We start from the raw sequence: 22,659 nt of genomic DNA, 5'->3' as shown, positions 1-22,659 counted from the left end.
GTCCCCGATAGGATGCGGCGGGGAGGGCCCCGCCGCATCTGTCTTGTCAGCCCTGGGTCAGCGGTACTGGACCGTGGCGATCTTGCCGTCTTCGAACATGATCTCGCGGTAGTTGCCCGCGCTTTCGCCACCCTCGATCAGCTCGACGGCAGAGGCGCCGACATAGTCGATCTCGGTGCCGGCGGCGATCAGCTCCAGCGCCTTGGCCAGCTCGCCCGGGAAGATCTGTTCGCCGGGGGCGTTGGCCACGTCCATCACGCTGTCCTTGTAGACGTTCGGATCGGTCGATTCGGCGGCGGCCATGGCCAGCATGATGAGCGCTGCGGCGTCATAGCTTTCCGGCGCGAAGGGCGAGGTGGGATCAAAGCCCGCGGCCTCGCCCAGCTCAGCGAACATGGCGTTGCCGGGGCTGTCGGTGCCCGGGTGCTGGCCGGAGGAGCCGTCGATCTCGGAGCCGAAGTTCTCTTCGAGCGCGGTGCCGATCATGCCGTCGGGGAAGTGGAAGGTATCGAAGGCGCCGCTATCCAGCGCGGCGCGGACGATGCCGGAGCCGCCCTGGTCGACGTAGCCGGCGACCACCAGCAGATCGCCCCCGGCGGAAGCCAGCGAGGCGACTTCGGCGGAGTAGTCGGCCTTGCCGTCTTCATGGGCCGCCGAGATCGTGACGGTGCCGCCCGCCTCTTCGAAGGCCGCCTGGAAGCTGTCGGCGAGACCCTTGCCGTAGTCGTTGTTGGTGTAGGTGAGGGCGACGGACTTGATGTCTTTGTCCATCAGCACCTCGGTCATCACCACGCCCTGGCGGGCGTCGGAGGGGGCGGTGCGGAAGAACAGCCCGTTGTCCTCGGTCGTCGAGAGGGCCGGCGATGTGGCGGAGGGGGAGATCATCACCATGCCATTCGGGACGGCGACGTTGGTGAGGATGGCACCGGTGACGCCCGAGCAATCGGCGCCCATGATCCCGGCGATTCCGTCGGAGGTGATGAGGCGCTCGGCGGCGGCGGTTGCCGCAGCGCTGTCGACACAGGTGGAATCGGCCTCGACGGGGGTAACGGTGGCGCCGCCCATCAGCGCGCCGCTGTCGGTCACTTCGGCCATCGCCATCTTGGCGGCGTCACGCATGTGGGGCGTGAGGCTTTCGATCGGGCCGGTGAAGCCCAGAATGATACCCAGCTTGATTTCGGAGCTGTGGCTTTCTGCCAGAGCCGGGCCGGCGAGGGCTGCCAGCGCGGTGGTTGCGAGGATCAGTTTTTTCATTGTTGGTCTCCCTGTTGGATCTGATGTCCTGCGGGGGAGCCTAGACCGGGAATTTGTCTTTGGAAAGCGGGGCTGACGCGGCGCTCTTTCGGAAAGTTGAATGGGCCGATGCCAGGGGCCGGGCTAGCTTTGGGGCAAAGGAGAGAAATGTGATGACTGGACGAATTGCGGGGCCGCTGCTGGCGGCGGTGATGACACTGGCCGGGGCGGGAGCCTGGGCGCAGGATGTGAGGATGGAGCGGGTCTTGGGGGGGCTGGATGCGCCCTGGGGCCTGGGTTTTTTGCCTGATGGCGCGTTTCTGGTGACCGAGCGGGGCGGAGATTTGACCTTGGTCAGAAATGGTGAAGAAAGCCCGGTGGGCGGGGTGCCCGAGGTTTATGACAGCGGGCAGGGTGGCCTGCTGGACGTGATGGTGCCGCGCGATTTTGCCGAGAGCCGGGAGATCTTTCTGAGTTTCGCCAAACCGCAGGGCGGCGGGGCCGGGACGGCGCTTGGCAAGGGGCGGCTCTCGGAGGATGGCACCGCGCTGGAAGGCTTCGAGGTGATTTTCGAGATGGAGCCGGGCAGCTCTGGCGGTCGGCATTTTGGCAGCCGGATCGTGGAGGGGGCCGACGGGTTCATCTACCTCACAATCGGCGAGCGGGGCGACCGGCCCTCGGCGCAGGATCTGGGCCGTGAGAATGGGTCGGTGGTTCGGATTGCGCGGGATGGCAGCGTGCCGGAGGATAACCCTTTCGTCGGGCAGGATGGCGCGCAGCCGGAAATCTGGAGCTATGGCCACCGCAACCCGCAGGGCGCCGCGCTGGACGGGCAGGGCCGACTCTGGGTGGTGGAGCATGGCGCGCAGGGCGGTGATGAGCTGAACCTGATCGAGAAGGGCGCGAACTATGGCTGGCCGGTGATCTCTTACGGGCGGCACTACTCGGGGGCGAAGATTGGCGAGGGGAACGCCAAGGAGGGGATGAAGCAACCGGTGCACTATTGGGATCCGTCCATCGCGCCTTCGGGGCTGATGTTCTACTCGGGCGAGATGTTTCCTGAATGGCAGGGGCAGGTGTTTGTCGGCTCGCTGAAGTTCGACATGATCTCGCGGCTGTCTGCGGATGGGCGCACCGAGCTGGAGCGGATCGAGACGCCGGAGACGAGCCGTGTGCGCGACCTGCGGCAAGGGCCGGACGGGGCGATCTGGTTTATATCGGTGGGTGAGGGCGCGATTTTCAGGATGGTTCCGGGGTAGGGCTTCAGTCCCTCCGCGGCGCGATGTGGCGGACGCGGGTGGTGTAGGGCTGTGTTGCGGCCAGGCGAGTTTCGCGGTCGGCGAGGTCTGCCTCGGTTGGGATGAACAGCCCGTAGGGTTTGGTGCCGGGATCGCGCGGGCTTTGCTCTGCGCGAACCGTGGTGTCCATCGGAATGAGCGCTTCCACGGCCTCGGAAAGCAGCGCCTCGGGGCGCATGGGCGCGACGGCTGGCGCGAGGTCGAGACCGTCGAGGCGGATACAGTCTTGCGGAGCGCAGGAGACTTCAACGTAGGGCGCGTAGAGGTAGAGCCCGGGCAGCGCGGCGGTGCCGGAGTCGGTGACGATGTAGGAGCCCCAGACCATCTCGGCGTGATCTTCGTGATCGAAGGAGGTGTAGTTGACCCGGTCGTTGAAGACGCGGGTCGCGTGCGGCGCACCGGACATGGCCGTGCGGATGGCCTCGGTGATGGCAGTATCGGCTTCGGCGGGATCGGCCCAGAGCATCGGCGGGCGCAGGGCGCGAGCGTGGGTGAAGGGCCGCGGTTCTGGCGGCACATCGACGAAGCGGCGTGCCGGGTCGGCGGCAATTTTGGCGCGCAGGGAGGCGATTTCCGCCTCGGTCAGCTTGGCATCGGTGAGGGTGACGGGCTTGGCGTGGGGCTGGAGGGGGGCAAAATCCATCCGCGAGACATTGCAATAGGCCATGGCGGCCACTTCCTGCCCGTCACGCACGGCCCAGATGATCTTGGCGTCCGTGTCGCCCTTGCAGTAATTGGGGGAGGGCCCCGTGTTGGTGAGGTGGCCGAGGAAGCGGCGGCCGTAGAAGCCGATTTCGGTGTCGCCGAAGGGCGCGGGATCGTCGACGAGATACCAGCCACGCGGGCCGTCGTGGAAGACGAGAAAATCGACTGTGGTCAAATCTTCGGAGAGCACTTCGGAAAGGGGAGCCTGCGGCAGGTTCGACGTGTCTTCGGCGCCCCAGTCGCGAAAGGCAGCGACGACGCCCCAGAGGATGGTGGCGCCATAGATGGCAAATCCGATGGCGGACAGGCCGAGGACGAGGCCGATGATGAGCGGCAGGCGCTTCATTCGGTGGGGCGATCCAGCCGGTAATAGGTGCTGTCGGACCATTCGCCATTGATACAGAAGGTGTTCTTGGCGTGGTGGGTGACGGTGAAGCCTGCCTTCTCCAGCACCCGGCCCGAGCCGATGTTGCGCGGGTCGATGTCGGCGGTGATGGCGTCGCAGTCGGCATGGCGGGCGAAGGCCTCGGCGCAGAGGGCCTGCAGCGCCTCGGAGGCGAAGCCCCGGCCCCAGGCAGCGCGGGAGAGGATGTAGCCGACTTCCCATTTGCGCCAGAGGCCGACGCGACCGATGAGCGTGCCCTCGTGCAGGATCATCCACTCCGGCCCCAGCTCGCGCTCGCCGCGCATGAAGCCTTCCAGCCGGTCGGCTGTGGCGTCGATGGTTTCATCCGGCGGAGTGGACCAGTGGCGCATCACCTCTGCGTCGGAGAAGATCGCGTGGAGCGTGGGCAGGTCGCCGGGCTCACCGGGGCGCAGGGTGAGCCGCGCAGTGCGGATCATACCGAGAGGCGCGCGCCGTGGGAGCCGCGCTCACGGTAGGGGGTGGTTTGATACTGCGCGCGGTAGCACTTGGAGAAATGCGAGGGCGAGGTGAAGCCGCAGGCCAGCGCCACGTTAATCACCGACATATCGGTTTGCATCAGCAGGTTGCGGGCCTTTTGCAGGCGCAATTCCATGTAATAACGCTTGGGCGAGCGGTTGAGGTAGCGGCGGAACAGCCGCTCCAGCTGGCGTGTGGAGAGCACCACCTCATCGGCGAGCTTGGCCGGGCTGATCGGCTCTTCGAGATTCTGCTCCATGATCTGGATGACGCGGGAGAGCTTGGGGTGGCGTACGCCGATGCGGGTGGGGATCGAGAGGCGCTGGGTGTCCTGGTCGGTGCGAATGGAGCTGTAGATCAGCTGGTCGGCCACGGTATTGGCAAGATCTTCGCCGTAGTCTTCAGCAATGATCTGAAGTGCGAGGTCGATGGAGGCGGTGCCACCGGCGGTGGTCATCCGGTTGCCGTCATGAACGAAAACGGTCTTGGTCAGCTTCACGTCCTCGAAGGCCTCGGCGAAGCTGTCGGAATTTTCCCAGTGGATCGTGGCGCGCTTGCCATCGAGCAGCCCGGCCTTGGCCAGCATGTAACCCGCGGTGCAGAGCCCGCCCACGGCCAGACCGCGGCGCGCCTGTTTGCGCAGCCAGGCGAGGATCTTGGGCGTTGTCTTGTCTTCCACGTCGAGGCCGGCGCAGACGAGGATCGTCTCGTCGCGCGAGAGGTCATCGAGGCCACCTTCGACCTGAAAGACCGACCCGCAGGAGGCGTGGACAGATTCGTTGCCCTCGGACAGCAGGTGCCACTCATAGAGGGGGGCGCCAGCTGTGCGGTTGGCGAGGCGCAGGGCGTCGACGGCACCGGCAAAGGTGAGCAGCGAGAAATCGGGCACGAGGAGAAAGGCAAAGCGGCGGGGCTTGGACGGGACGTCCACCTTGAGTGATTGCGTATCCGCCTGCCGCATTGGTCCTGGCTCCGTGCTAGGTGTTTCCCCCGCGCGAGAGGCAATCAGGAAATGGCGGATCGCGCAAGATGGCGAGGGCCGAAAAGCGACGTGCAATGGCGCTGACGGAGACCGGCGGCGGACCGGCACGAGCGGTTGGGGCGGGATGCGAGGGCTTCAGGCGGTGAGCCGCGTGCGAAGCCGGGCGATTTCGGGCCGGGTGCCTTGGGGTGCGAGCCGCACCGTTAGCGTCGAAACTCCTCTCTGGCCAGCGCGGGGCCCGTCGGCTATAGACGGGCCTCGAATTTCTGGACTGCGGAGCGAGACGATGAGCAACTGGACCAAAGCCGACTGGCGTGCAAAGCCTCGGGTACAGATGCCCGATTACCCTGACGCGGCGGCGCTGAACGCCGTCGAGGCGCAGCTTGCGAAATACCCACCGCTGGTGTTTGCCGGCGAGGCCCGCCGGTTGCGCGAGGAGTTGGGCAAGGCGGCGCGCGGCGAGGCCTTCCTGCTTCAGGGCGGCGATTGCGCCGAGAGCTTTGCCGAGTTCAGCGGCGACAACATCCGCGACACCTTCAAGGTGATGCTCCAGATGGCCATCGTGCTGACCTATGGCGCCAAGGTGCCGGTGGTGAAGGTGGGCCGGATGGCCGGGCAGTTTGCCAAGCCGCGCTCCGCGCCGGTGGAGGTGAAGGGGGATGTTGAGCTGCCGAGCTATCGGGGCGACATCATCAACGAGCTGGAGTTCACCCCCGAAGCCCGGATTCCGGACCCCACGAAGATGCTCCAGGCCTATACTCAGGCGGCGGCGACGCTGAACCTGCTGCGGGCTTTCTCCCAAGGCGGTTTTGCCGATATTCACCGGGTTCACGCCTGGACGACGGGCTTCGCGGATGAGGACCGCGCGGCACGCTACAGAGACCTCAGCAACCGGATTCAGGATGCGCTGGACTTCATGTCTGCCGCCGGAATCGACGGTGACAGCGTTCATGCGATCCAGTCGGTGGATTTTTACACCTCTCACGAGGCGCTTCTGCTGGAATACGAGGAGGCGCTGACCCGCGTGGACAGCACCACCGGCCAGACGGTGGCCGGCTCGGGCCACATGGTGTGGATCGGCGACCGCACCCGCCAGCCTGATGGCGCGCATGTGGAGTTCTGCAAGGGCATCATCAACCCGATCGGCCTGAAGGCCGGCCCGACGATGAGCGACGACGACCTCAAGCGGCTGATGGCCACGCTGAACCCGAAGAACGAAGCGGGCCGGCTGACGCTGATCACCCGTTTTGGCGCGGGCAAGGTGGAAGAGCATTTGCCGCGGTTGATCGACGTGGTGAAGAGCGAGGGTGCCAACGTGGTGTGGGTTTGCGATGCGATGCATGGCAACACCATCAAGAGCGAGTCGGGCTTCAAGACCCGGCCCTTCGAGCGGGTGCTGGGCGAGGTCCGCGAGTTTTTCGCCGCCCATCGCGCGGCAGGCACCATCCCCGGTGGCGTGCATTTCGAGATGACCGGTCAGGATGTGACCGAATGCACCGGCGGCGTGCGGGCGGTGACGGACGAAGACCTCGGCTCGCGGTACCACACCGCCTGTGATCCGCGCCTCAACGCCTCGCAATCTCTGGAGCTGGCTTTCCTTGTGGCCGAGGAGCTCTCGGACCGGGGCCGGGATGTGGCGGCTGCTGCTGTCTGATCGGGACCGGTATCTGAAACAAGGAACGGCGGGCTCTGAGGCCCGCCGTTTTCATTCTCAGCCCCGGTGTCTGCTCACTCGTCGTGATCGACCACTTCCCCCTCGGAGCGCACCAGCCGGAGCCGGGGCTTTTCGCCCTCGGTCGCGCGGGATGGTGCGGCCGGGGTGAAGCCGGGGGCGGGCTCGGCAAAGCCATCGGGTGTGTCACTGACGCCATCGACACGGGCGCGGATCTTCTCGGCTTCGCGGCGTTGACGGAGGCGCTCTTCGCGGGTGAGCGGCGTGCCGAGGGCGGAGGCGCTGTCTGGCGCGCCCGCCTCGATGCGGACGGGGCGCACCACCTCGTCCTTCACCGTGAAGCGCCGGGGCGCACGGCCGATGGGGCCGATGGTGCAGAGGCAGCCGAGTGCCCGTGTCACATCGCCGAAGTCGGAGGCGAGCGGCAGCAGCAGCATCTGGCCGTCCATCGGCGGGCGGCCCACGCCGCGCTCGCCCGAGAGCGTGAGAAGCGCGGTGGAGGGGCCGGCGAAGACCTCTTCGAGCGCGCGGCTCAGGGTGGCGCGGTGCTCGGGCATGAACATTGAGGTGCAGGGCATGCCGCGCACCTCCATGCCCATCAGTTCGTTCAGGTGCATCCCCGCCAGCCGGAAGCGCCCGACACCGGGCGCGATACGCTCGAGGATGAAGGCATATTCCAGCGTTTCCTCGATGGCACGCGGGTCCACCTCTGCCCGCGCGGGCACCTGGCGTGGGCCGCGCAGGTCGTCCCAGTAACGCCGCAGCGCATGAACGGCGGGGAATCGTATGTCATTGTTGTACTGCATCAGCGAAACCACCCCTCGGCCGCTATCCCCTTGATGTTCCACGCCATCGCCCTCGCTTGAATTCCCACCGGCTTTGTTGTCCAAGAGCATTGGGTCTGTTAACCCATGGACAAGAAAGATTACCTATCCGTTAATAACACAATGCCCGACGTATTTCCGGGGGGAAAAATCTTAAATGGTTAACTCCATGACCGGGTTTGCCGCCCGCTCCCAGCAGGGCAGCGACTTTACCTGGAGCTGGGAACTGCGCGGTGTGAACGGCAAGGGTCTGGACCTTCGCCTGCGCCTGCCGGACTGGATCAGCGGGCTTGAACAGGGCCTGCGGACGGAGCTTGGCCGCTCGCTGGTGCGGGGTAATGTCTCGCTCACGCTCAGGGTTCAGCGCAGCCGGACCCAGGGCGCGATGAAGCTGGACGGGGCGCAGCTTTCGCAGGTGCTGGCGGCGCTGAGCGAGATCACCCGGGAGGCGGAGCGCGCGGGCGTGGAACTGAAGGCCCCGACCACTGCCGAGATTCTGGCGATGAAGGGCATTGCCGATGACCCGACGCAGGTGAGCGACGGCGAGATGGCGGCGCTCAGGGGCAAGCTCATGGCCGATTTCCGCCCGCTGCTGGATGAATTTCTCGATATGAGGGCCACCGAGGGGGCGGCGCTGCACGCGGTGATGCTGGCGCATCTGGACAAGGTGGCCAAACTGGTATCCGAGGCCCGACCTGTCGCCGAAGAGCGCAAGGCAGAGATGGCCGAGAGCCTGAAGGAAAACCTGACCCGCGTGCTGGAAAACGCCAAGGGCCTCGATCAGGACCGGGTGGCGCAGGAGGTGGCGCTGCTGGCGCTGAAATCGGATGTGACCGAAGAGATCGACCGGCTGGAGGCGCATGTGGCCGCCAGCCGCGAGTTGCTGGCCAGTGAAGACGCCGTGGGGCGCAAGCTCGACTTCCTCTGCCAGGAGTTCAACCGCGAGGCCAACACGCTGTGCTCCAAGGCGCAGGCGGTGGAGCTGACCCGGATCGGGCTTGACCTCAAGGCCGCCATCGACCAGATGCGGGAGCAGGTTCAGAACATCGAGTAGGGGGGAGCCTTGGCCAGACGCGGATTGCTCATCATCCTGTCGTCGCCCTCCGGTGCGGGCAAGACGACGCTGGCGCGGCGGCTGATGGCCTGGGACGGCGACCTCAGCTTTTCGATCAGCGCCACCACCCGCGCGCCGAGGCCCGGCGAGGAAGACGGGGTTCACTACCACTTTCTCAGCGAGATGGAATTTCGCCAGCAGGTGGCGGAGGAGCAGATGCTCGAGCACGCCCATGTGTTCGGCAATCACTATGGCTCGCCCGCCGGTCCGGTGCGCGAAGCGATCAACGCGGGGCGTGACGTGCTGTTTGACGTCGATTGGCAGGGTGCCCAGCAGATCCGCAACAGCGAGCTTGGAAGGCACACGCTTTCGATCTTCATCCTGCCGCCCTCGATCGACGAGCTGCGCCGCCGTCTCATCGAGCGCGGGCAGGACGAGGAGGGCGTGATTTCGAAGCGGATGCAGAAGAGCTGGGACGAGATCAGCCATTGGGACAGCTACGACTATGTTCTCGTCAACGACGATCTGGATGAGACGGAGGCGCGGCTGCGCACCATCGTCTCGGCCGAGCGGCTGCGGCGGGCGCAGCAGCCCGATCTCGCTGCCCATGTCCGCACCCTGCATGAGCAGTTTCGGGTAAAGGAAGAACGATGATCTATGAGTTGGACGGGGTGGCCCCGCAGTTTCCGGGTGATGGCGACTACTGGGTGGCCCCGGATGCCAACCTGATCGGTAACGTCGTGCTGGAGAGCGGGGCCTCGGTCTGGTTTGGCTGCACGCTGCGGGGCGACAACGAAGAGATCCGTGTGGGTGCGGGCGCGAACGTGCAGGAAAACACCGTGTGCCATACCGATCCGGGCTGCCCGCTGAGCATTGGCGCGGGCGTTACGGTGGGCCACAAGGCCATGCTGCACGGCTGCACCATCGGAGAGAACTCCCTGATCGGGATGGGCGCCACGGTGCTGAATCGCGCAGTGATCGGGAAGAACTGCCTGATCGGGGCGGGCGCGCTGATTACCGAGGGCAAGGAAATTCCAGATGGCAGCCTGGTGATGGGCGCGCCGGGCAAGGTGGTGCGCCAGCTCGACGAGGCTGCCATCGAGGGGCTGCGCCGCTCGGCGCTGCACTACCAGGAGAACATGCGGCGCTTTCGCAGCGGCCTGAAGGCGCTCTGAGCCGGTGGAGACGCCAGGCGGGATCGAGGGTTTTCTCGACGCGGTGCCGATGCCGCTCATCACCATTGGGGCCGATGCGCGGATCGAGGCGATCAACGCGCCCGCCGCCGCGCTTTTTGGCCGGGTCGGGCAGGGGCGGCATTACAGCCTGCAATTGCGCCAGCCCGCCGTGGCGCAGCTCATCGAGAACGCGCTGGAGGGCCGCCACACCGGGCAGGCGCGCATCCGGCGGGTAGAGGGCGAGGGCGAGCAGATCTTTCAGGTGAAGGCGACGCCGGTGCAGGGGCGGGTGGTGCTGGCCTTCGAAGACCTCAGTCAAACCGAGGCGGCCAACCAGATCAGGCGGGATTTCGTGGCGAATGTGAGCCATGAGCTGAAGACCCCGCTTACCGCGCTCACCGGCTTCATTGAAACGCTGCGGGGGCCTGCGAAGAACGACGCGGCGGCGCGGGAGCGCTTTTTGGGCATCATGGAGCGCGAGACGGCGCGGATGAATCGGCTGGTGAACGATTTGCTGTCGCTGTCACGCGTCGAGGCGGTCGCCCTGCAGCGGCCCTCGGGACTGGTGGATGTGCCGCAACTGCTGGCCTCGGCGGCCAATGCACTGAAGCCGCTTGCCGAGGAGGCGCGTCTGGAGCTGGTGCGGAATCTGCCGCAAGATCTGCCGAAGGTGCCGGGCGATGCCGACCAGCTGACGCAGGTGTTCACCAATCTCATAGAGAACGCGCTGAAATATGGCGGTGGGGGCGGAAAGATCGAGATTTCCGTCGCGCTGGAGGAGCGCGTGATCGCCCTCCGCGGCCCGGCGCTTCGTTGCGCGGTGCGGGACTATGGTGATGGGATCGACCCACGGCACATTCCGCGCCTGACGGAGAGGTTCTACCGGGTGGATTCGCACCGCAGCCGCGAGATGGGCGGCACCGGGCTGGGGCTGGCGATTGCAAAGCATATCGTGGCGCGGCACCGGGGGCGGTTTGTGATCGAGAGCGAGCTCGGCGAGGGGGCTTGTTTTACGGTGTTCTTGCCGTTGGCGGGGTGAAGGACCGTCTCTTGGCCGGACTTTCGACGCTTGTTCAATCACATAGGCGGCAGGCCATCATAAACGGGGATGTCTTGGGGCAGGACGGCCCAGTGCGGCGCTGAAGCGGCATAGATCGCGGCTTTGGGTTTGTGCGGCCAGCCACCGTCGATGCTGGTGGCGGCGACGGTGTAAAAGCCACCTGCGGTCATGTCAGCACATACGTTAATACCGCACTCCGGGCAGAAGTGGTGATGGACATCTCGCCCGGAGGCTCCCTTGCGGGTAAATTGAGCGGGTTCGTGCCCTTGGATGAAGCTCAGGTTCGGGCTGGCGACCCATAGGCCGAACCACTTGTCACTGCCGGTCCGTTGCTGACATTCGGTGCAGTAGCAGAAGACCTCATTGATAGGCTCACCCTCGAATTCGAAACGCACTTTTCCGCATTGGCATCCACCTGTGGTCATGGCTTTTCCTTCGATTGCAGCTGTATCCTCGGCCCCAACATTAAGGGCCGCGGGCCCACATTTTCAAAACTTTTGGCCGCTCGAGACAATCATTCCTGACAATATCTGGCTTCCCCCGCGGCATGTCATGAAACTGTTACACACCTGTCACAAAAGCCTAACACGCGGGGCAGAGAAGGGCACCGCGAACGCCCCGCATGAGCAGTTGGGGCGAGCCTGACATGCAACGGAGTTCCAGATGTCTTTCACCAAGCTCACCGTTTCCACCCTCGCGCTGACCGCGCTGGCCGCCGGCACTGCTGCCGCCCGTGACCAGGTGCAGGTTGCCGGGTCGTCCACCGTGCTGCCCTATGCCTCCATTGTCGCCGAAGCCTTCGGCGAGAACACCGACTTTCCGACCCCGGTCGTGGAATCGGGCGGCTCCTCGGCTGGCCTCAAGCGCTTCTGCGAAGGCGTGGGCGAGAACACCATCGACGTGGCCAACGCCTCGCGCGCTATCCGCGAAAAAGAGATCAAGGCCTGTGCCGATGCCGGTGTGACCGACATCATCGAAGTGCGCATCGGCTACGACGGGATCGTGTTTGCCAGCCAGCAGTCCGGCCCGGCCTTCACCGCCTTCGAGCCCGCCGACATCTACAACGCGCTGGCCCCCAAGGTCGTCGTGGACGGTGAGCTGGTCGACAACCCCTACACCAAGTGGAGCGACTTCAACGCCGATCTGCCCGACGCCGAGATCGCCGCGTTCATCCCCGGCACCAAGCACGGCACCCGCGAAGTCTTCGAAGAGAAGGTTCTGGCGGCGGGCTGTGAAGCCACCGGCGCGCTGGAAGCCATGACCGCTGCCGGCATGTCCGAAGACGACGCCGAAGACGCCTGCATCTCGGTGCGCACCGATGGCAAGTCGGTCGACATCGACGGCGACTACACCGAGACGCTGGCGCGGATCGACTCCAACCCCAACGGTATCGGCATCTTCGGCCTGGCGTTCTACGAGAACAACCAGGACAAGCTGAAGGTCGCCACCATGTCGGGCATCGAGCCGAAGACCGAGACCATCGCTTCGGGTGAATACCCGGTGTCGCGTCCGCTCTACTTCTACATCAAGAAGGCCCACATCGGCGTGATCCCCGGCCTTAAGGAGTACGCGCAGTTCTTCGTCTCCGATGACCTCGCTGGCCCCTCCGGCCCGCTGGCCAACTACGGCCTCGTTTCCGACCCGGAACTGGCCGCGACCCAAAAGATGGTGAACGAAGAGCAGACCATGGGCGAAGGCATGTAAGCCTCCCCCGGGGCGGGGCCCGCGCGGCCCCGCCCCGACCCTGTTTTCATCCTTGCGAGTATCCGCCCCGAGTTAACGGGGCCCAAATTCCAAGACCCCGGGGGACGGCACATGCCGGTTTTGTGGATCATCCTGATCGTGATCGCCATTGGTGCGGTGGGCTATGTTGCCACCCGCGCCCGGGCGATGGCCAGCGCGGGCAACGACGCCCGCCATCTGCATTCGCTGCCCAGCTACTACGGCTACATGGCCTTCCTCTTCGCCGCGGCTCCGGCCTTCTTGCTGCTGATCGTCTGGCTCATCGCCGCGCCCCTCGTCATCGAGAAGCGGGTGGCAGCGACGCTGCCGGCGGATGTGGTGGAGCAGGCGGCCTCGCAGAACCTGCTGATGGCCGAGGTGCGCCGGGTCGCCGTGGGGCTCGACAATGCGGTGGCCGCCGGGGTGATGGATGAGGATCTCGCCAGCAACGCGCGGGCCGATTTTACCGACATGACCGCGCGGCTGAAGGAAGCCGGGCAGGTGATTACGCAGAACGTGACCACGCCGGTGCTGCGGGCCGCGCAGATGATGCGCGAGGCCAATGCCTCATCGCGGCTGTGGATGACCATTGCCGTGATTGCCGTTGCCATCGCGGGAGCCGCGCTAGCAATGATGCGGGCGCAGAGGGACTATCGCGCGCGCAACGTGGTGGAGCGCGGGGTGCGCTGGATGCTGGTGGGGGCGGCCTCGATTGCCATTCTGACCACCGTGGGCATCGTGCTGAGCCTGCTGTTCAACACCATCGAGTTCTTCCGGATCTACCCGGCCAGCGAGTTTTTCGGCTCTCTCACCTGGTCGCCCTCCTTTGGTGGCGGCTCCGAGCTGGGCATCTGGCCGCTGCTCTGGGGCACGCTCTATATCTCGGTGATCGCGCTGGCGGTGGCGGTGCCGATTGGCCTCTTTGCCGCGATCTACCTCAGCGAATATGCCTCAAACCGGGTGCGCTCGGTGGCCAAACCGCTGCTGGAGATCCTCGCTGGCATCCCGACCATCGTTTACGGCCTCTTCGCGTTGCTGACGGTCGGCCCCCTGCTGCTGGCGGCCTTCGGCGACGGTGGGCTGGGGTGGATGCAGTCGGGCACCGCCGTGATGACTGCCGGTCTCGTCATGGGGATCATGCTCATTCCCTTCGTCTCCTCGCTCTCCGATGACATCATCAACGCGGTGCCGCAGGCGATGCGCGATGGCTCCTATGGCCTTGGCGCCACCCAGTCGGAGACGATCCGGCAGGTGGTGCTGCCCGCCGCGCTGCCCGGAATCGTCGGCGCGGTGCTGCTCGCGGCCTCCCGCGCCATTGGTGAGACGATGATCGTGGTGCTGGGTGCGGGTGCTGCCGCGCGGCTGAGCCTCAACCCCTTCGAGGCGATGACCACGGTGACCGCCAAGATCGTGAGCCAGCTCACCGGGGATGCCGACTTTGCCAGCCCAGAGGCGCTGGTGGCCTTTGCCCTCGGGATGACGCTTTTCGTCATCACGCTCGGGCTCAATGTTTTCGCGCTCTACATCGTGCGCAAATACCGGGAGCAGTACGACTGATGGCCGACGCAACCGCAAATTCTCCGCGCCGCCACGGCTCGCTGACCACGACCGACCCGCGCACCAAGCGGCGCAATGCCGCCGAGGCCCGGTTTCGCGCCTATGGCATTGCCGCCATCGGGTTGGGGCTTTTCTTCCTCGTGGTGCTCGCCACCTCGATCATCCGCTCCGGCGTGCCGGCCTTCACCACAACGGTGGTGAGCCTGGAGATGAACGTGAGCCAGGCCGAATATGACGAGGCCGAGAGCGGGATGCTGAAGACCGCCGCCTATACCAAGCTTTTCATCACCAAGCTCGGGGCGCAGCTTCGGGAGGCGGGGATTGGCGACGATGTGCAGGACGATGCCATCGAGCGGATCATGGGGAAAGTGGGCAGCGACATGCGCAGCTTCTACCAGGAGAACCCCGACAGCATCGGCGAGACGGTGACCTTCACGCTCAACGCATCGAGCCGGGTGGATGGCTACTTCAAGGGCCGGGTCAACCGCGAGACGCTGGTGGACAGCCGCTTTCTGGTGGCGACGGACCTCGACGTGGTGGATGCGCTGACCGAGGCCGGGATCATCACCCGACAGTTTGACTGGGGCTTCCTGACCGGCAAGGATGCGGGTGTGGACAACCCCGGGGGCGCGGGCATCGGGGCTTCGGTGATCGGCTCGTTCTTCATGATGCTGGTGGTGCTGGTGCTCTCGCTGCCTATCGGCGTGGCGGCCTCGATCTACCTTGAGGAGTTCGCCCCCAAGAACCGCTGGACAGACATCATCGAGGTGAACATCTCCAACCTCGCCGCCGTGCCCTCCATCGTCTTCGGTATCCTGGGCCTCGCCGTCTTCATCCAGTTTGCGGGGCTGCCGCAATCGGCGCCGCTGGTGGGCGGTCTGGTGCTGACGCTGATGACCCTGCCGACCATCATCATCTCGACCCGCGCGAGCCTGAAGGCGGTGCCGCCGAGCATTCGCGATGCGGCGCTGGGAGTTGGCGCGAGCAAGATGCAGGCAGTGTTTCACCACGTTCTGCCGCTGGCTGCGCCCGGCATTCTGACCGGAACGATCATCGGCCTTGCGCAGGCGCTGGGAGAAACCGCGCCGTTGCTGCTGATCGGGATGGTGGGCTTTGTCGCCCGCGAATATCCGGGCGGCTTTATCGAAGGGTTCGTGGAGCCGAACTCGGCGATGCCTGCGCAGATCTACACATGGGCCGCCCGTTCGGATGTGGCCTTCTACGAGAAGGCCTGGGGCGGTATCATCGTGCTGCTCGTGTTCCTTCTGATCATGAACGCCATTGCCATTGTCCTGCGTCGCCGGTTCGAGCGGCGCTGGTAAGGGGAGCAAGAGACATGAACGACATGCGACCGCTGGAGAGAATAGTGGACACTGACAATATCAAGATCTCGGCGAAGGGCTGTCAGGTCTATTATGGCGATACCCACGCGATCAAGGACGTGGACGTGCAGATCGAGGACAAGACGGTGACGGCCTTCATCGGCCCCTCGGGCTGCGGCAAGTCGACCTTTCTGCGCTGCCTGAACCGGATGAACGACACGATCGACATCTGCCGGATCGAGGGCGAGATCCTGCTGGATGGCGAAAATATCTATGACAAGAAGGTGGACCCGGTGCAGTTGCGCGCCAAGGTGGGCATGGTCTTTCAGAAGCCCAACCCTTTTCCGAAGTCGATCTATGACAACGTGGCCTACGGGCCGCGCATACACGGGCTGGCGAAGAACAAGGCCGATCTGGATGTGATCGTGGAAAAGAGCCTGAGGCGCGGCGCGATCTGGGACGAGGTGAAGGACCGGCTGGATGCGCCGGGCACCGGCCTCTCCGGTGGCCAGCAGCAGCGGCTGTGCATTGCCCGCGCGGTGGCGACGGAGCCGGAGGTTCTGCTGATGGACGAGCCCTGTTCGGCGCTGGACCCCATCGCCACGGGGCAGGTGGAAGAGCTGATCGACGAGCTGCGCTCACAATACTCGGTGGTGATTGTCACCCACTCGATGCAGCAGGCCGCCCGGGTGAGCCAGAAGACGGCCTTCTTCCACCTCGGTAATCTCGTCGAGTTCGGCGAGACCGGCCAGATCTTCACCAAGCCCGAAGACCCGCGCACCGAATCCTACATTTCCGGCAAGATTGGTTGATCTCATGTCTGCACTTCCCCCGAACGAACAGCATATCGCCTCTGCCTTCGACCGTGATCTGGAGGCGATCCAGGCGATGATCATGAAGATGGGTGGCATGGTGGAGACCGCCATCACCGAGGCCGCCGCCTCGCTGGACGGGCGCGACGAGGAGACCGCCGAGCGTGTGCGCAAGAACGACAAGGCGATCGACGCGCTGGAAGAGCAGGTGAGCGAAGAAGTTGCGCGCCTCATCGCCCTGCGCGCACCGGTCAGCACCGACCTGCGCACCGCGCTTTCGGTGATGAAGATCTCCGGCAATCTCGAGCGCGTGGGCGACTATGCCAAGAACATGGCCAAGCGCACCGGTGTGCTGGTGCAGCTTGATCCGATCGAGGGCGCGACGACCTCGATCCGCCGGATGTGCCGCGCGGTGGAGGGCATGCTAAAGGATGCGCTGGACGCCTATATCCAGCGCGACGCCGAGTTGGCGGAGGACGTGCGCAACCGCGACCACGAGGTCGACCAGATGTACAACGCGTTGTTCCGCGAGTTCCTGACCTACATGATGGAAGATCCGCGCAACATCACCGCCTGCATGCATCTGCATTTCATCGCCAAGAACACCGAACGCATGGGCGACCATGTGACTTCGATTGCGGAGCAGGTGATTTACCTGGTCACCGGCGAGTTGCCCGACGAGGCGCGGCCCAAGGCCAATGCCTCGGCCTATGAGGTGGATCACTGAGATGAGTCGGACAGCGCAACCCCTGGTGCTGGTGGTCGAGGATGAGCCGGCGCAACGCGAGGTTCTGAGCTACAACCTTGAGGCCGAGGGGTTTGACCTTGTATCTGCCGACAATGGCGAGGATGCCATCTTGCTGGTCGAGGAAGAGCGGCCGGACCTGATCGTGCTGGACTGGATGTTGCCGAACCTTTCGGGCATCGAGGTGTGCCGCCGTTTGAAGCTGAAGAATGACACCCGCGCGATCCCGATCATCATGCTCTCGGCCCGCGCCGAAGAGGTAGACCGGGTGCGCGGGTTGGAGACCGGCGCCGACGATTACGTGGTGAAGCCCTATAGCGTGATCGAACTGATGGCCCGCATCCGCGCCCAGCTGCGCCGCACCCGCCCCGCGACGGTGGGCGCGCGGCTGGAGTATGAAGACATCATGCTCGACTCCGAGACCCACAAGGTGGAGCGCGGCGGGCAGGAATTGAAGCTGGGGCCGAAGGAGTTTCGCCTGCTGTCGACCTTCATGGAGAAGCCCGGGCGGGTCTGGAGCCGCGAGCAATTGCTCGACAGGGTCTGGGGGCGCGATATTTACGTGGATACCCGAACGGTGGACGTGCACATCGGGCGGCTGCGCAAGGCGCTTGGCGCCCATGGCGGTGAAGACCCGCTGCGCACTGTGCGCGGCGCGGGCTACGCGCTGGGATAAGTCACAGCGTTCGGGAAGGTGGGCAGATTGCCCACCCTACGGGTAACGCACTGTCCTGCGCTGTCGCGGCGTGCGGGCCCTGGCGCTCCTCCCAAAACGCCCGGACCCTGAGGCTCAGATGTCGACCGGGCCTTCGCCGGGGCGGAAGCTGCGGCACTTCCAGCGCGCAATCGTCCAGTTCGGGTGTTCGTCGATCCACTTGGCCAGCTGCGGCTGGGCCATCATCATGCAGGACATCGGCGTGCCCTCCTGAAACAGGAGGCTCCGGTTTTCGCAATCGGTCGGGCTGGTTGCGAGACAGGTGACAAAGGCTAGTTCGATCATGGGAGGATCTTTCGGTTAAGTCATGGGTGCTCAAATCGTGGCTGAATGCCCCGATCCTACCAATAAAATCCCGCTTCCTGGTGAATTCGCCGTTAATTTGGCGTGCATACGGGCAAGCTCGGGCAGGCGCTGCCCAAGATGGAGGCACCTCCCGCGCCTCAATGGAGCCAAAGTTGCATTGCCCTGCCAGTGTGAGAACCAAGACTTTGGGCTGTGTTCCCGCCCGCTGCCGGGCGGCGCTACTGTGGCCGGGCGACATGGGAGGAGCGTATGGACATGGAAACGGGCGGCCCGGGGCTGGCCGCGCTCTCTGCGCATCTCGGGAAGGTGCTGGTCGGTCATGAGAGGCTGATCGAACGGCTGCTGACCGGGATCCTTGCCGGTGGCCACCTGCTTGTGGAGGGCGCGCCGGGCCTTGCCAAAACCCGGGCGGTGAAGGCGCTGGCCTCGGCCCTCGACGGCAGCTTCGCCCGGATCCAGTGCACGCCCGACCTGCTGCCCTCTGACCTGACCGGCACCCCGGTTTTCCGGCCCCAGACCGGGGATTTCGAGTTCACCCCCGGACCGATATTCCACAACCTCGTTCTGGTCGATGAGATCAACCGCGCGCCGCCCAAGGTGCAATCGGCGCTGCTGGAGGCGATGGGCGAAGGGCAGGTGACGAGCGGAAATGCGACCCACGCGCTGCCCGATCCCTTCCTCGTGGTCGCCACGCAGAACCCGATCGAGCATGAGGGCACCTTTCCACTGCCCGAGGCGCAGTTGGACCGCTTCCTGCTGCACGTGATGCTGGACCTGCCGGATGCCGTCACCGAGCGGCGCATTCTGGACCTGGTGGAGGCCGAGGGGCAGGGTGAGGCCGATGCGCCCTTGCCCTCGGTCGAAGACATCGCCGCGGCGCGCACGTCCGCGATGGGCACGCATCTTTCCGGCCCGATCCGCGACTATATCGTGCGGCTCGTTACCGCCACTCGGGCTGCGCCTTTTGCCGAGGAGCTTTCGCACCCCGCCAGCCCGCGCGGCTCGCTCGCGCTGGCAGCGGCGGCCAAGGCGCGGGCCTGGTTGCGGGGGCGGGACCATGTGCTGCCCGAGGATGTGGAGGCGCTGGCGGAGGATGCGCTGGCGCACCGGTTGGTGCTGACGTGGCAGGCCCAGTCTGAGGGGCGCAGCGCGCGGGCGCTGGTGGCCGATGTGCTGACCGCCACCGAGCCCCTGTGAGCCCGACGATGGAGCCGCTGCTCTATATTCCCGGCGTTGCGCTTGAGGCCGAGCGGCTCATCGCGCTGCGGGACCTGGCCGTAGAGCGCGACATCAGCGCACCGCCCGCCGCCATCCCCGGCGGATTTCTCAGCAAGCGGCGCGGCAGCGGGCAGGAGATTGCCGACACGCGGGAATACGTGGCGGGCGATGACATTCGCCATCTCGACAAGGGCAGCACCGCGCGCACCGGGGTGCTCCATATCCGCCGGTTTCAGGAAGAGCGGGACAGGGTGACCTTTCTCGTGCTTGATCTGCGCAGCTCGATGCTCTGGGGCACTGGGCGGGCCTTCCGGTCGGTGGCCGCGGCCGAGGCGTTGGCGCTCCTCGGTTGGCGGGCGGTGGAGGAGGGCGGGCGCGTGGGACTGATGACGCTTGGCGCGGGCGGGCCTGAGATTGTAGGCGCGCGGGGCCGCACTAGGGGCATGCTGGGCGTGATCGGCGGCATGGTGCGGGCCCATCGCGCGGCGCTTGACGCGGCGCTGAGTGGCACCGAGGAGGCGGAGCCGGAATTGGCCGCGCAGCTTGGCTCGTTGGAGCGGATCGCCCCGCGGGGCGCCGAGGTGATGATCGCCAGCGGCTTCGACAGCGGCGGCCCTGGCTTGCTGGGGCGGCTGGGAGAAATTTCGCAGAAGCGTCACCCGTTTCTGCTGGAGGTGGCCGACCGTGGCCCCGGGGGCCTGCCGGAAGGGCGCTACCCGGTGCGGGTGCGGGGCGGCGCGGTGCGCATGTTGCGCGTCACCGAGCACGGGCCGGCGGCGGCAGCGCCGGAGGGCTTTCCGCATGTGATGATCGAGGCCGCGGGCCCGCTTGCGCAGACGGCGCAGCGCCTGCACGCGGCCTGGGGGCGGTGAGATGGCCGAGGAGGGGCAGGCCCTGACCGAGGAGGCGGTGCAGACCGGATTGATCGAGCTGCGCCTGCCTGCCGAGGCCGCGGGCGGCGTCTTTGCCGAGCTTTCCGCCGCCGCCGGGTTAGGCCTGGCGCTTGGCCTCTGCCTCGCCCTCCTGTTGCGGCCTGTGCTGCGGCGGCGGGTGCGGGCGCCCGAGGCTCCGAGCTTCGCGGCACGGCTCGCGACGGCGGAGGCGCTTCCCGAGGCTGAGCGGGAGCTGGCCCTGCTGCGTCTCTGGCGCGAAGCCGACCCTGAGGGTTATGCCGCGAAGCGCAGCACGCTCTATGCCCCGGGCGGCGTGCCGGACTGCCTGGTCGAAAGGCTGCGGGCCCATGGCTGAGTTTGCCCAGCCCTGTTGGTTTTTGCTCCTGCCGCTCCCGCTGCTGGCCTGGGCGCTGTTGCCCGCCGCTGCGGGCGGCGCGGCCCTGCGGATGCCGGAGCGGGTGGCGGCTGGGTTCGAGCAGGCCGGGGCAGGCGGCGGGCGGCGGGCGGTGCCATGGCTTGCCGCGCTGGCCTGGGCCCTGCTGGTGGTGGCGCTGGCCGGGCCGCGCGTTCTGGCGCCTGTCTCGGCGCTCAGGATCACCGGGCGCGACCTTGCCATCGCGATCGACCTTTCGGGCTCGATGGTGCGGGAAGACTTTGCGCTGGATGGCCGCGCGATCTCGCGGCTGGAGGCGGTGCAGCGGGTGGGGGCCGAGTTTGCCCGGCGCAGGGCAGGGGACCGCGTGGCGCTGATCTTCTTCGGCTCGGACGCCTATTATGCTGCGCCCTTTACCTTCGACACAGAGGCGGTGGCGCGGCGGATCGAGACCGCAGAAATCGGCATCTCGGGGCGCGCGACCAACATGGCCGATGCGATGGGGCTGGCGCTGAAGCGGATGGCCCGCAGCGACGCGGCGACGAAAGTGGTGATCTTGCTGTCGGACGGGGTGAACAACGCCGGGGCCACCAACCCGCGCGGCGTTGCGAGCCTTGCTGCCGAGATGGGCGTGCGGGTGCACACCATTGCCATGGGGCCGCGTGCGCTGGCGGAGGCAGAGGCCGGTGAGCGCGGGGTTGTCGATGCCGCGACGCTGCGGGCGGTGTCGGAGCTGAGCGGCGGCGAAACCTTCCGCGTGCGCACGACGGATGATCTTGTGGCCGTGACCGAGGCGCTGGATCGTCTGGAAGCGACCGAGAGCGACGGGCTGTCTGCCGAGGTCTGGCGGGAGTTCTGGGTATGGCCTGCCGGGCTGGCGCTGGTGCTGTGCCTCGGGCTGGCGTGGCGGGGGCAGGGATGAGTGGGCTCGTTCTTCTGCGCCCGTGGTGGCTGCTGGCGCTGCCGGTGCTGGCGGCTTTCGCGCTGTGGCTCTGGCGCAGGCGGGCGCGGCTGGGCGACTGGGAGCGGGTGGTGCGGCCGGAGATGATGGCGGCGCTGCGGCGGCTGGGCCATGTGGAGACGGGCCGCAGGGGCGCGCAGGGGCTGGGCGCGCTCGCGGCGGCGGCGCTGGTGGTGCTGGCTCTCAGCGGCCCGGCCACCTCGCGGCGGGAAGCGGCGGCTTTTCGCAACCTCGACGGGGTGATCTTCGTGCTGGATGCCTCGCCCTCAATGACCGGCGCGGAGGGCTGGGGACAGGTGCTGACGGCGGGCCGGGCGGCGATGGCGGGCCTTGGCGCGCGGCCTGCGGCATTGGTGGTGGTGGCGGGAGATGCCTATCACGCCGCCGATCTCTCGGCCGACCATCGCGAGTTGGCGCAGACCTGGCAGCTCGTGGACGGCGAGACAGTGCCCGACCCGGGCAGCCGTCCGTGGCTGGGCCTTGCGCGCGCGGCGGAGGTATTGGCCGAGGCGCGGCTGGTCAGCGCGGATGTGGTGCTGTTTACCGACGGCGGCGGCTTGGGGCCGCAGACATTGGAAGCCGCGGCGGCCCTCAGGGAAGATGGCGCACGCCTGTCCGTTGTGGCGCCCGACGGCACGCAGGCCGCAGACGTTCTGGCGCGCGAGGGCGGCGGCGAGGTGTTTTCGCCGGTGCAGGGCGTTGCGCTGGCGGAATTTCTGGCCGGCGCCGGGCGGGCGCGGCTGGAGCGCGCGGAGTATCCGCTGCTCTTTCTGGCAGATCACGGGCGAATGCTGTTGCTGGCGGCGCTGGTGCCGCTCCTGCTCGGGTTCCGCAGGAGGCCCGCGTGAGGGCGGTGGCGCTCATCGCGGCGGCGCTCCTTGTGCTGGCACTTGCAACCGGCGGACTGGCGCCCGTTGGTCGTGTGCTGTTGGCGGCGGGCCTGCCGGTGCCTGCGCTCTTCTCCGATCCGGGTTGGCGGGGCGTGGCGCTCTACCGCGCGGAGCGGTTCGAGGCGGCGGCAGAGGCCTTTGACGCAGCGGGCCAACCCTTCAACCAGGGCAATGCGCTGGCGCGAGCGGGGCGCTACGCGGCGGCGCTGGAGGCCTATGACATCGCGCGGGCGGGGGGCGACGGCGCGATGTCATAGGC

25 protein-coding genes are annotated in these 22,659 nt (G+C 66.4%); 18 read left to right on the top strand and 7 right to left on the bottom strand.

What is annotated here, in order from left to right:
- Positions 1–57: 57 nt before the first annotated feature.
- The gene (locus DYI42_RS15880; protein WP_213546979.1) at positions 58–1,254 is read right to left on the bottom strand and encodes an ABC transporter substrate-binding protein; all 1,197 of its coding nucleotides are present in this window, start codon (positions 1,252–1,254) and stop codon (positions 58–60) included.
- A gap of 152 nt (positions 1,255–1,406) precedes the next feature.
- On the opposite strand from DYI42_RS15880, the gene DYI42_RS15875 reads away from it, so the two are divergent.
- Positions 1,407–2,492, top strand: a complete 1,086-nt coding sequence (locus DYI42_RS15875) for a PQQ-dependent sugar dehydrogenase (protein WP_213546978.1) — start codon at positions 1,407–1,409, stop codon at positions 2,490–2,492.
- A gap of 4 nt (positions 2,493–2,496) precedes the next feature.
- Here the strand turns inward: DYI42_RS15875 and DYI42_RS15870 are convergent, their stop codons facing one another.
- From DYI42_RS15870 to DYI42_RS15860, 3 genes are read right to left on the bottom strand one after another with little or no spacing between them, the layout of a single operon-like run.
- Entirely contained in the window at positions 2,497–3,582 is a 1,086-nt protein-coding gene (locus DYI42_RS15870; RefSeq protein ID WP_213546977.1) for a hypothetical protein, read from the bottom strand.
- Positions 3,579–4,079 (bottom strand): GNAT family N-acetyltransferase, encoded by a 501-nt coding sequence (locus DYI42_RS15865; RefSeq protein ID WP_213546976.1) that lies wholly within the window; start codon positions 4,077–4,079, stop codon positions 3,579–3,581. Before DYI42_RS15865 ends, DYI42_RS15870 begins: the two co-directional genes overlap by 4 nt.
- Positions 4,076–5,080, bottom strand: coding sequence for a GlxA family transcriptional regulator (locus DYI42_RS15860; RefSeq protein ID WP_213546975.1), 1,005 nt, complete (start codon positions 5,078–5,080; stop codon positions 4,076–4,078). Before DYI42_RS15860 ends, DYI42_RS15865 begins: the two co-directional genes overlap by 4 nt.
- A 307-nt stretch (positions 5,081–5,387) precedes the next feature.
- Between DYI42_RS15860 and DYI42_RS15855 the strand changes: the two genes are divergently transcribed.
- The gene (locus tag DYI42_RS15855) at positions 5,388–6,755 is read left to right on the top strand and encodes a class II 3-deoxy-7-phosphoheptulonate synthase (RefSeq protein ID WP_213546974.1); all 1,368 of its coding nucleotides are present in this window, start codon (positions 5,388–5,390) and stop codon (positions 6,753–6,755) included.
- Between the two features lie 74 nt (positions 6,756–6,829).
- Here the strand turns inward: DYI42_RS15855 and DYI42_RS15850 are convergent, their stop codons facing one another.
- Entirely contained in the window at positions 6,830–7,579 is a 750-nt protein-coding gene (locus DYI42_RS15850) for a PAS domain-containing protein (RefSeq protein ID WP_213546973.1), read from the bottom strand.
- 175 nt (positions 7,580–7,754) lie between these two features.
- On the opposite strand from DYI42_RS15850, the gene DYI42_RS15845 reads away from it, so the two are divergent.
- The 4 genes from DYI42_RS15845 to DYI42_RS15830 are packed head-to-tail and all read left to right on the top strand — an operon-like array spanning position 7,755 to position 10,865.
- On the top strand, positions 7,755–8,651 hold the full coding sequence (locus DYI42_RS15845) for a YicC/YloC family endoribonuclease (RefSeq protein ID WP_213546972.1): 897 nt from the start codon (positions 7,755–7,757) through the stop codon (positions 8,649–8,651).
- Between the two features lie 9 nt (positions 8,652–8,660).
- Positions 8,661–9,305, top strand: a complete 645-nt coding sequence (gene gmk, locus DYI42_RS15840; protein WP_213546971.1) for a guanylate kinase — start codon at positions 8,661–8,663, stop codon at positions 9,303–9,305.
- Positions 9,302–9,826 (top strand): gamma carbonic anhydrase family protein, encoded by a 525-nt coding sequence (locus DYI42_RS15835; protein ID WP_213546970.1) that lies wholly within the window; start codon positions 9,302–9,304, stop codon positions 9,824–9,826. The genes gmk and DYI42_RS15835 overlap by 4 nt, the downstream gene beginning before the upstream one ends.
- Positions 9,827–9,830: 4 nt before the next feature.
- Positions 9,831–10,865: a sensor histidine kinase gene (locus tag DYI42_RS15830; protein ID WP_342344674.1), complete on the top strand. Its 1,035-nt coding sequence runs from the start codon at positions 9,831–9,833 to the stop codon at positions 10,863–10,865.
- Positions 10,866–10,903: 38 nt separating this feature from the next.
- Here DYI42_RS15830 and DYI42_RS15825 read toward each other — a convergent pair whose 3' ends face one another.
- Positions 10,904–11,311: a GFA family protein gene (locus DYI42_RS15825; protein ID WP_213546969.1), complete on the bottom strand. Its 408-nt coding sequence runs from the start codon at positions 11,309–11,311 to the stop codon at positions 10,904–10,906.
- 238 nt (positions 11,312–11,549) lie between these two features.
- Between DYI42_RS15825 and DYI42_RS15820 the strand changes: the two genes are divergently transcribed.
- The 6 genes from DYI42_RS15820 (at position 11,550) to phoB (ending at position 17,720) form a co-directional block, all read left to right on the top strand.
- Complete coding sequence (locus tag DYI42_RS15820) at positions 11,550–12,590, top strand: substrate-binding domain-containing protein (RefSeq protein ID WP_213546968.1); 1,041 nt, start codon at positions 11,550–11,552, stop codon at positions 12,588–12,590.
- 111 nt (positions 12,591–12,701) lie between these two features.
- Complete coding sequence (pstC, locus tag DYI42_RS15815; RefSeq protein WP_213546967.1) at positions 12,702–14,165, top strand: phosphate ABC transporter permease subunit PstC; 1,464 nt, start codon at positions 12,702–12,704, stop codon at positions 14,163–14,165.
- Entirely contained in the window at positions 14,165–15,487 is a 1,323-nt protein-coding gene (gene pstA / locus DYI42_RS15810; protein WP_213546966.1) for a phosphate ABC transporter permease PstA, read from the top strand. Before pstC ends, pstA begins: the two co-directional genes overlap by 1 nt.
- A gap of 14 nt (positions 15,488–15,501) precedes the next feature.
- Positions 15,502–16,299 (top strand): phosphate ABC transporter ATP-binding protein PstB, encoded by a 798-nt coding sequence (gene pstB, locus DYI42_RS15805; protein WP_213546965.1) that lies wholly within the window; start codon positions 15,502–15,504, stop codon positions 16,297–16,299.
- Between the two features lie 4 nt (positions 16,300–16,303).
- On the top strand, positions 16,304–17,026 hold the full coding sequence (phoU, locus tag DYI42_RS15800; RefSeq protein WP_213546964.1) for a phosphate signaling complex protein PhoU: 723 nt from the start codon (positions 16,304–16,306) through the stop codon (positions 17,024–17,026).
- Position 17,027: 1 nt separating this feature from the next.
- The gene (gene phoB, locus DYI42_RS15795) at positions 17,028–17,720 is read left to right on the top strand and encodes a phosphate regulon transcriptional regulator PhoB (RefSeq protein WP_213546963.1); all 693 of its coding nucleotides are present in this window, start codon (positions 17,028–17,030) and stop codon (positions 17,718–17,720) included.
- 114 nt (positions 17,721–17,834) lie between these two features.
- On the opposite strand, the gene DYI42_RS15790 is transcribed toward phoB, so the two are convergent.
- Positions 17,835–18,044 carry a hypothetical protein gene (locus DYI42_RS15790; RefSeq protein WP_213546962.1) on the bottom strand — a complete coding sequence of 70 codons (210 nt, stop codon included), beginning with the start codon at positions 18,042–18,044 and terminating at the stop codon, positions 17,835–17,837.
- A 270-nt stretch (positions 18,045–18,314) separates the two neighbouring features.
- On the opposite strand from DYI42_RS15790, the gene DYI42_RS15785 reads away from it, so the two are divergent.
- From DYI42_RS15785 to DYI42_RS15760, 6 genes are read left to right on the top strand one after another with little or no spacing between them, the layout of a single operon-like run.
- The gene (locus DYI42_RS15785; protein ID WP_213546992.1) at positions 18,315–19,262 is read left to right on the top strand and encodes an AAA family ATPase; all 948 of its coding nucleotides are present in this window, start codon (positions 18,315–18,317) and stop codon (positions 19,260–19,262) included.
- Positions 19,263–19,270: 8 nt separating this feature from the next.
- The gene (locus DYI42_RS15780) at positions 19,271–20,155 is read left to right on the top strand and encodes a DUF58 domain-containing protein (RefSeq protein ID WP_213546961.1); all 885 of its coding nucleotides are present in this window, start codon (positions 19,271–19,273) and stop codon (positions 20,153–20,155) included.
- Between the two features lies 1 nt (position 20,156).
- Complete coding sequence (locus DYI42_RS15775) at positions 20,157–20,531, top strand: hypothetical protein (protein WP_213546960.1); 375 nt, start codon at positions 20,157–20,159, stop codon at positions 20,529–20,531.
- 22 nt (positions 20,532–20,553) lie between these two features.
- Positions 20,554–21,471: a VWA domain-containing protein gene (locus tag DYI42_RS15770; RefSeq protein WP_244867966.1), complete on the top strand. Its 918-nt coding sequence runs from the start codon at positions 20,554–20,556 to the stop codon at positions 21,469–21,471.
- Entirely contained in the window at positions 21,468–22,358 is an 891-nt protein-coding gene (locus tag DYI42_RS15765) for a vWA domain-containing protein (protein ID WP_213546958.1), read from the top strand. The genes DYI42_RS15770 and DYI42_RS15765 overlap by 4 nt, the downstream gene beginning before the upstream one ends.
- The gene (locus DYI42_RS15760; RefSeq protein WP_213546957.1) at positions 22,355–22,657 is read left to right on the top strand and encodes a hypothetical protein; all 303 of its coding nucleotides are present in this window, start codon (positions 22,355–22,357) and stop codon (positions 22,655–22,657) included. The genes DYI42_RS15765 and DYI42_RS15760 overlap by 4 nt, the downstream gene beginning before the upstream one ends.
- Positions 22,658–22,659: the final 2 nt, after the last annotated feature.

The sequence above is a fragment of the Vannielia litorea genome (assembly GCF_018424695.1).
In the GTDB taxonomy this organism is placed as follows: domain Bacteria; phylum Pseudomonadota; class Alphaproteobacteria; order Rhodobacterales; family Rhodobacteraceae; genus Vannielia; species Vannielia litorea_A.
This window is presented reverse-complemented; position numbering and strand designations above follow the sequence as displayed.

What these genes read in the sequence shown, in the direction of transcription:
- DYI42_RS15880 (WP_213546979.1), bottom strand. Translation starts at nt 1,254, where the DNA reads ATGAAAAAACTGATCCTCGCAACCACCGCGCTGGCAGCCCTCGCCGGC.
- DYI42_RS15875 (WP_213546978.1), top strand. Translation starts at nt 1,407, where the DNA reads ATGACTGGACGAATTGCGGGGCCGCTGCTGGCGGCGGTGATGACACTG.
- DYI42_RS15870 (WP_213546977.1), bottom strand. Translation starts at nt 3,582, where the DNA reads ATGAAGCGCCTGCCGCTCATCATCGGCCTCGTCCTCGGCCTGTCCGCC.
- DYI42_RS15865 (WP_213546976.1), bottom strand. Translation starts at nt 4,079, where the DNA reads ATGATCCGCACTGCGCGGCTCACCCTGCGCCCCGGTGAGCCCGGCGAC.
- DYI42_RS15860 (WP_213546975.1), bottom strand. Translation starts at nt 5,080, where the DNA reads ATGCGGCAGGCGGATACGCAATCACTCAAGGTGGACGTCCCGTCCAAG.
- DYI42_RS15855 (WP_213546974.1), top strand. Translation starts at nt 5,388, where the DNA reads ATGAGCAACTGGACCAAAGCCGACTGGCGTGCAAAGCCTCGGGTACAG.
- DYI42_RS15850 (WP_213546973.1), bottom strand. Translation starts at nt 7,579, where the DNA reads ATGCAGTACAACAATGACATACGATTCCCCGCCGTTCATGCGCTGCGG.
- DYI42_RS15845 (WP_213546972.1), top strand. Translation starts at nt 7,755, where the DNA reads ATGGTTAACTCCATGACCGGGTTTGCCGCCCGCTCCCAGCAGGGCAGC.
- DYI42_RS15835 (WP_213546970.1), top strand. Translation starts at nt 9,302, where the DNA reads ATGATCTATGAGTTGGACGGGGTGGCCCCGCAGTTTCCGGGTGATGGC.
- DYI42_RS15825 (WP_213546969.1), bottom strand. Translation starts at nt 11,311, where the DNA reads ATGACCACAGGTGGATGCCAATGCGGAAAAGTGCGTTTCGAATTCGAG.
- DYI42_RS15820 (WP_213546968.1), top strand. Translation starts at nt 11,550, where the DNA reads ATGTCTTTCACCAAGCTCACCGTTTCCACCCTCGCGCTGACCGCGCTG.
- pstC (WP_213546967.1), top strand. Translation starts at nt 12,702, where the DNA reads ATGCCGGTTTTGTGGATCATCCTGATCGTGATCGCCATTGGTGCGGTG.
- pstA (WP_213546966.1), top strand. Translation starts at nt 14,165, where the DNA reads ATGGCCGACGCAACCGCAAATTCTCCGCGCCGCCACGGCTCGCTGACC.
- pstB (WP_213546965.1), top strand. Translation starts at nt 15,502, where the DNA reads ATGAACGACATGCGACCGCTGGAGAGAATAGTGGACACTGACAATATC.
- phoU (WP_213546964.1), top strand. Translation starts at nt 16,304, where the DNA reads ATGTCTGCACTTCCCCCGAACGAACAGCATATCGCCTCTGCCTTCGAC.
- phoB (WP_213546963.1), top strand. Translation starts at nt 17,028, where the DNA reads ATGAGTCGGACAGCGCAACCCCTGGTGCTGGTGGTCGAGGATGAGCCG.
- DYI42_RS15790 (WP_213546962.1), bottom strand. Translation starts at nt 18,044, where the DNA reads ATGATCGAACTAGCCTTTGTCACCTGTCTCGCAACCAGCCCGACCGAT.
- DYI42_RS15785 (WP_213546992.1), top strand. Translation starts at nt 18,315, where the DNA reads ATGGACATGGAAACGGGCGGCCCGGGGCTGGCCGCGCTCTCTGCGCAT.
- DYI42_RS15780 (WP_213546961.1), top strand. Translation starts at nt 19,271, where the DNA reads ATGGAGCCGCTGCTCTATATTCCCGGCGTTGCGCTTGAGGCCGAGCGG.
- DYI42_RS15775 (WP_213546960.1), top strand. Translation starts at nt 20,157, where the DNA reads ATGGCCGAGGAGGGGCAGGCCCTGACCGAGGAGGCGGTGCAGACCGGA.
- DYI42_RS15765 (WP_213546958.1), top strand. Translation starts at nt 21,468, where the DNA reads ATGAGTGGGCTCGTTCTTCTGCGCCCGTGGTGGCTGCTGGCGCTGCCG.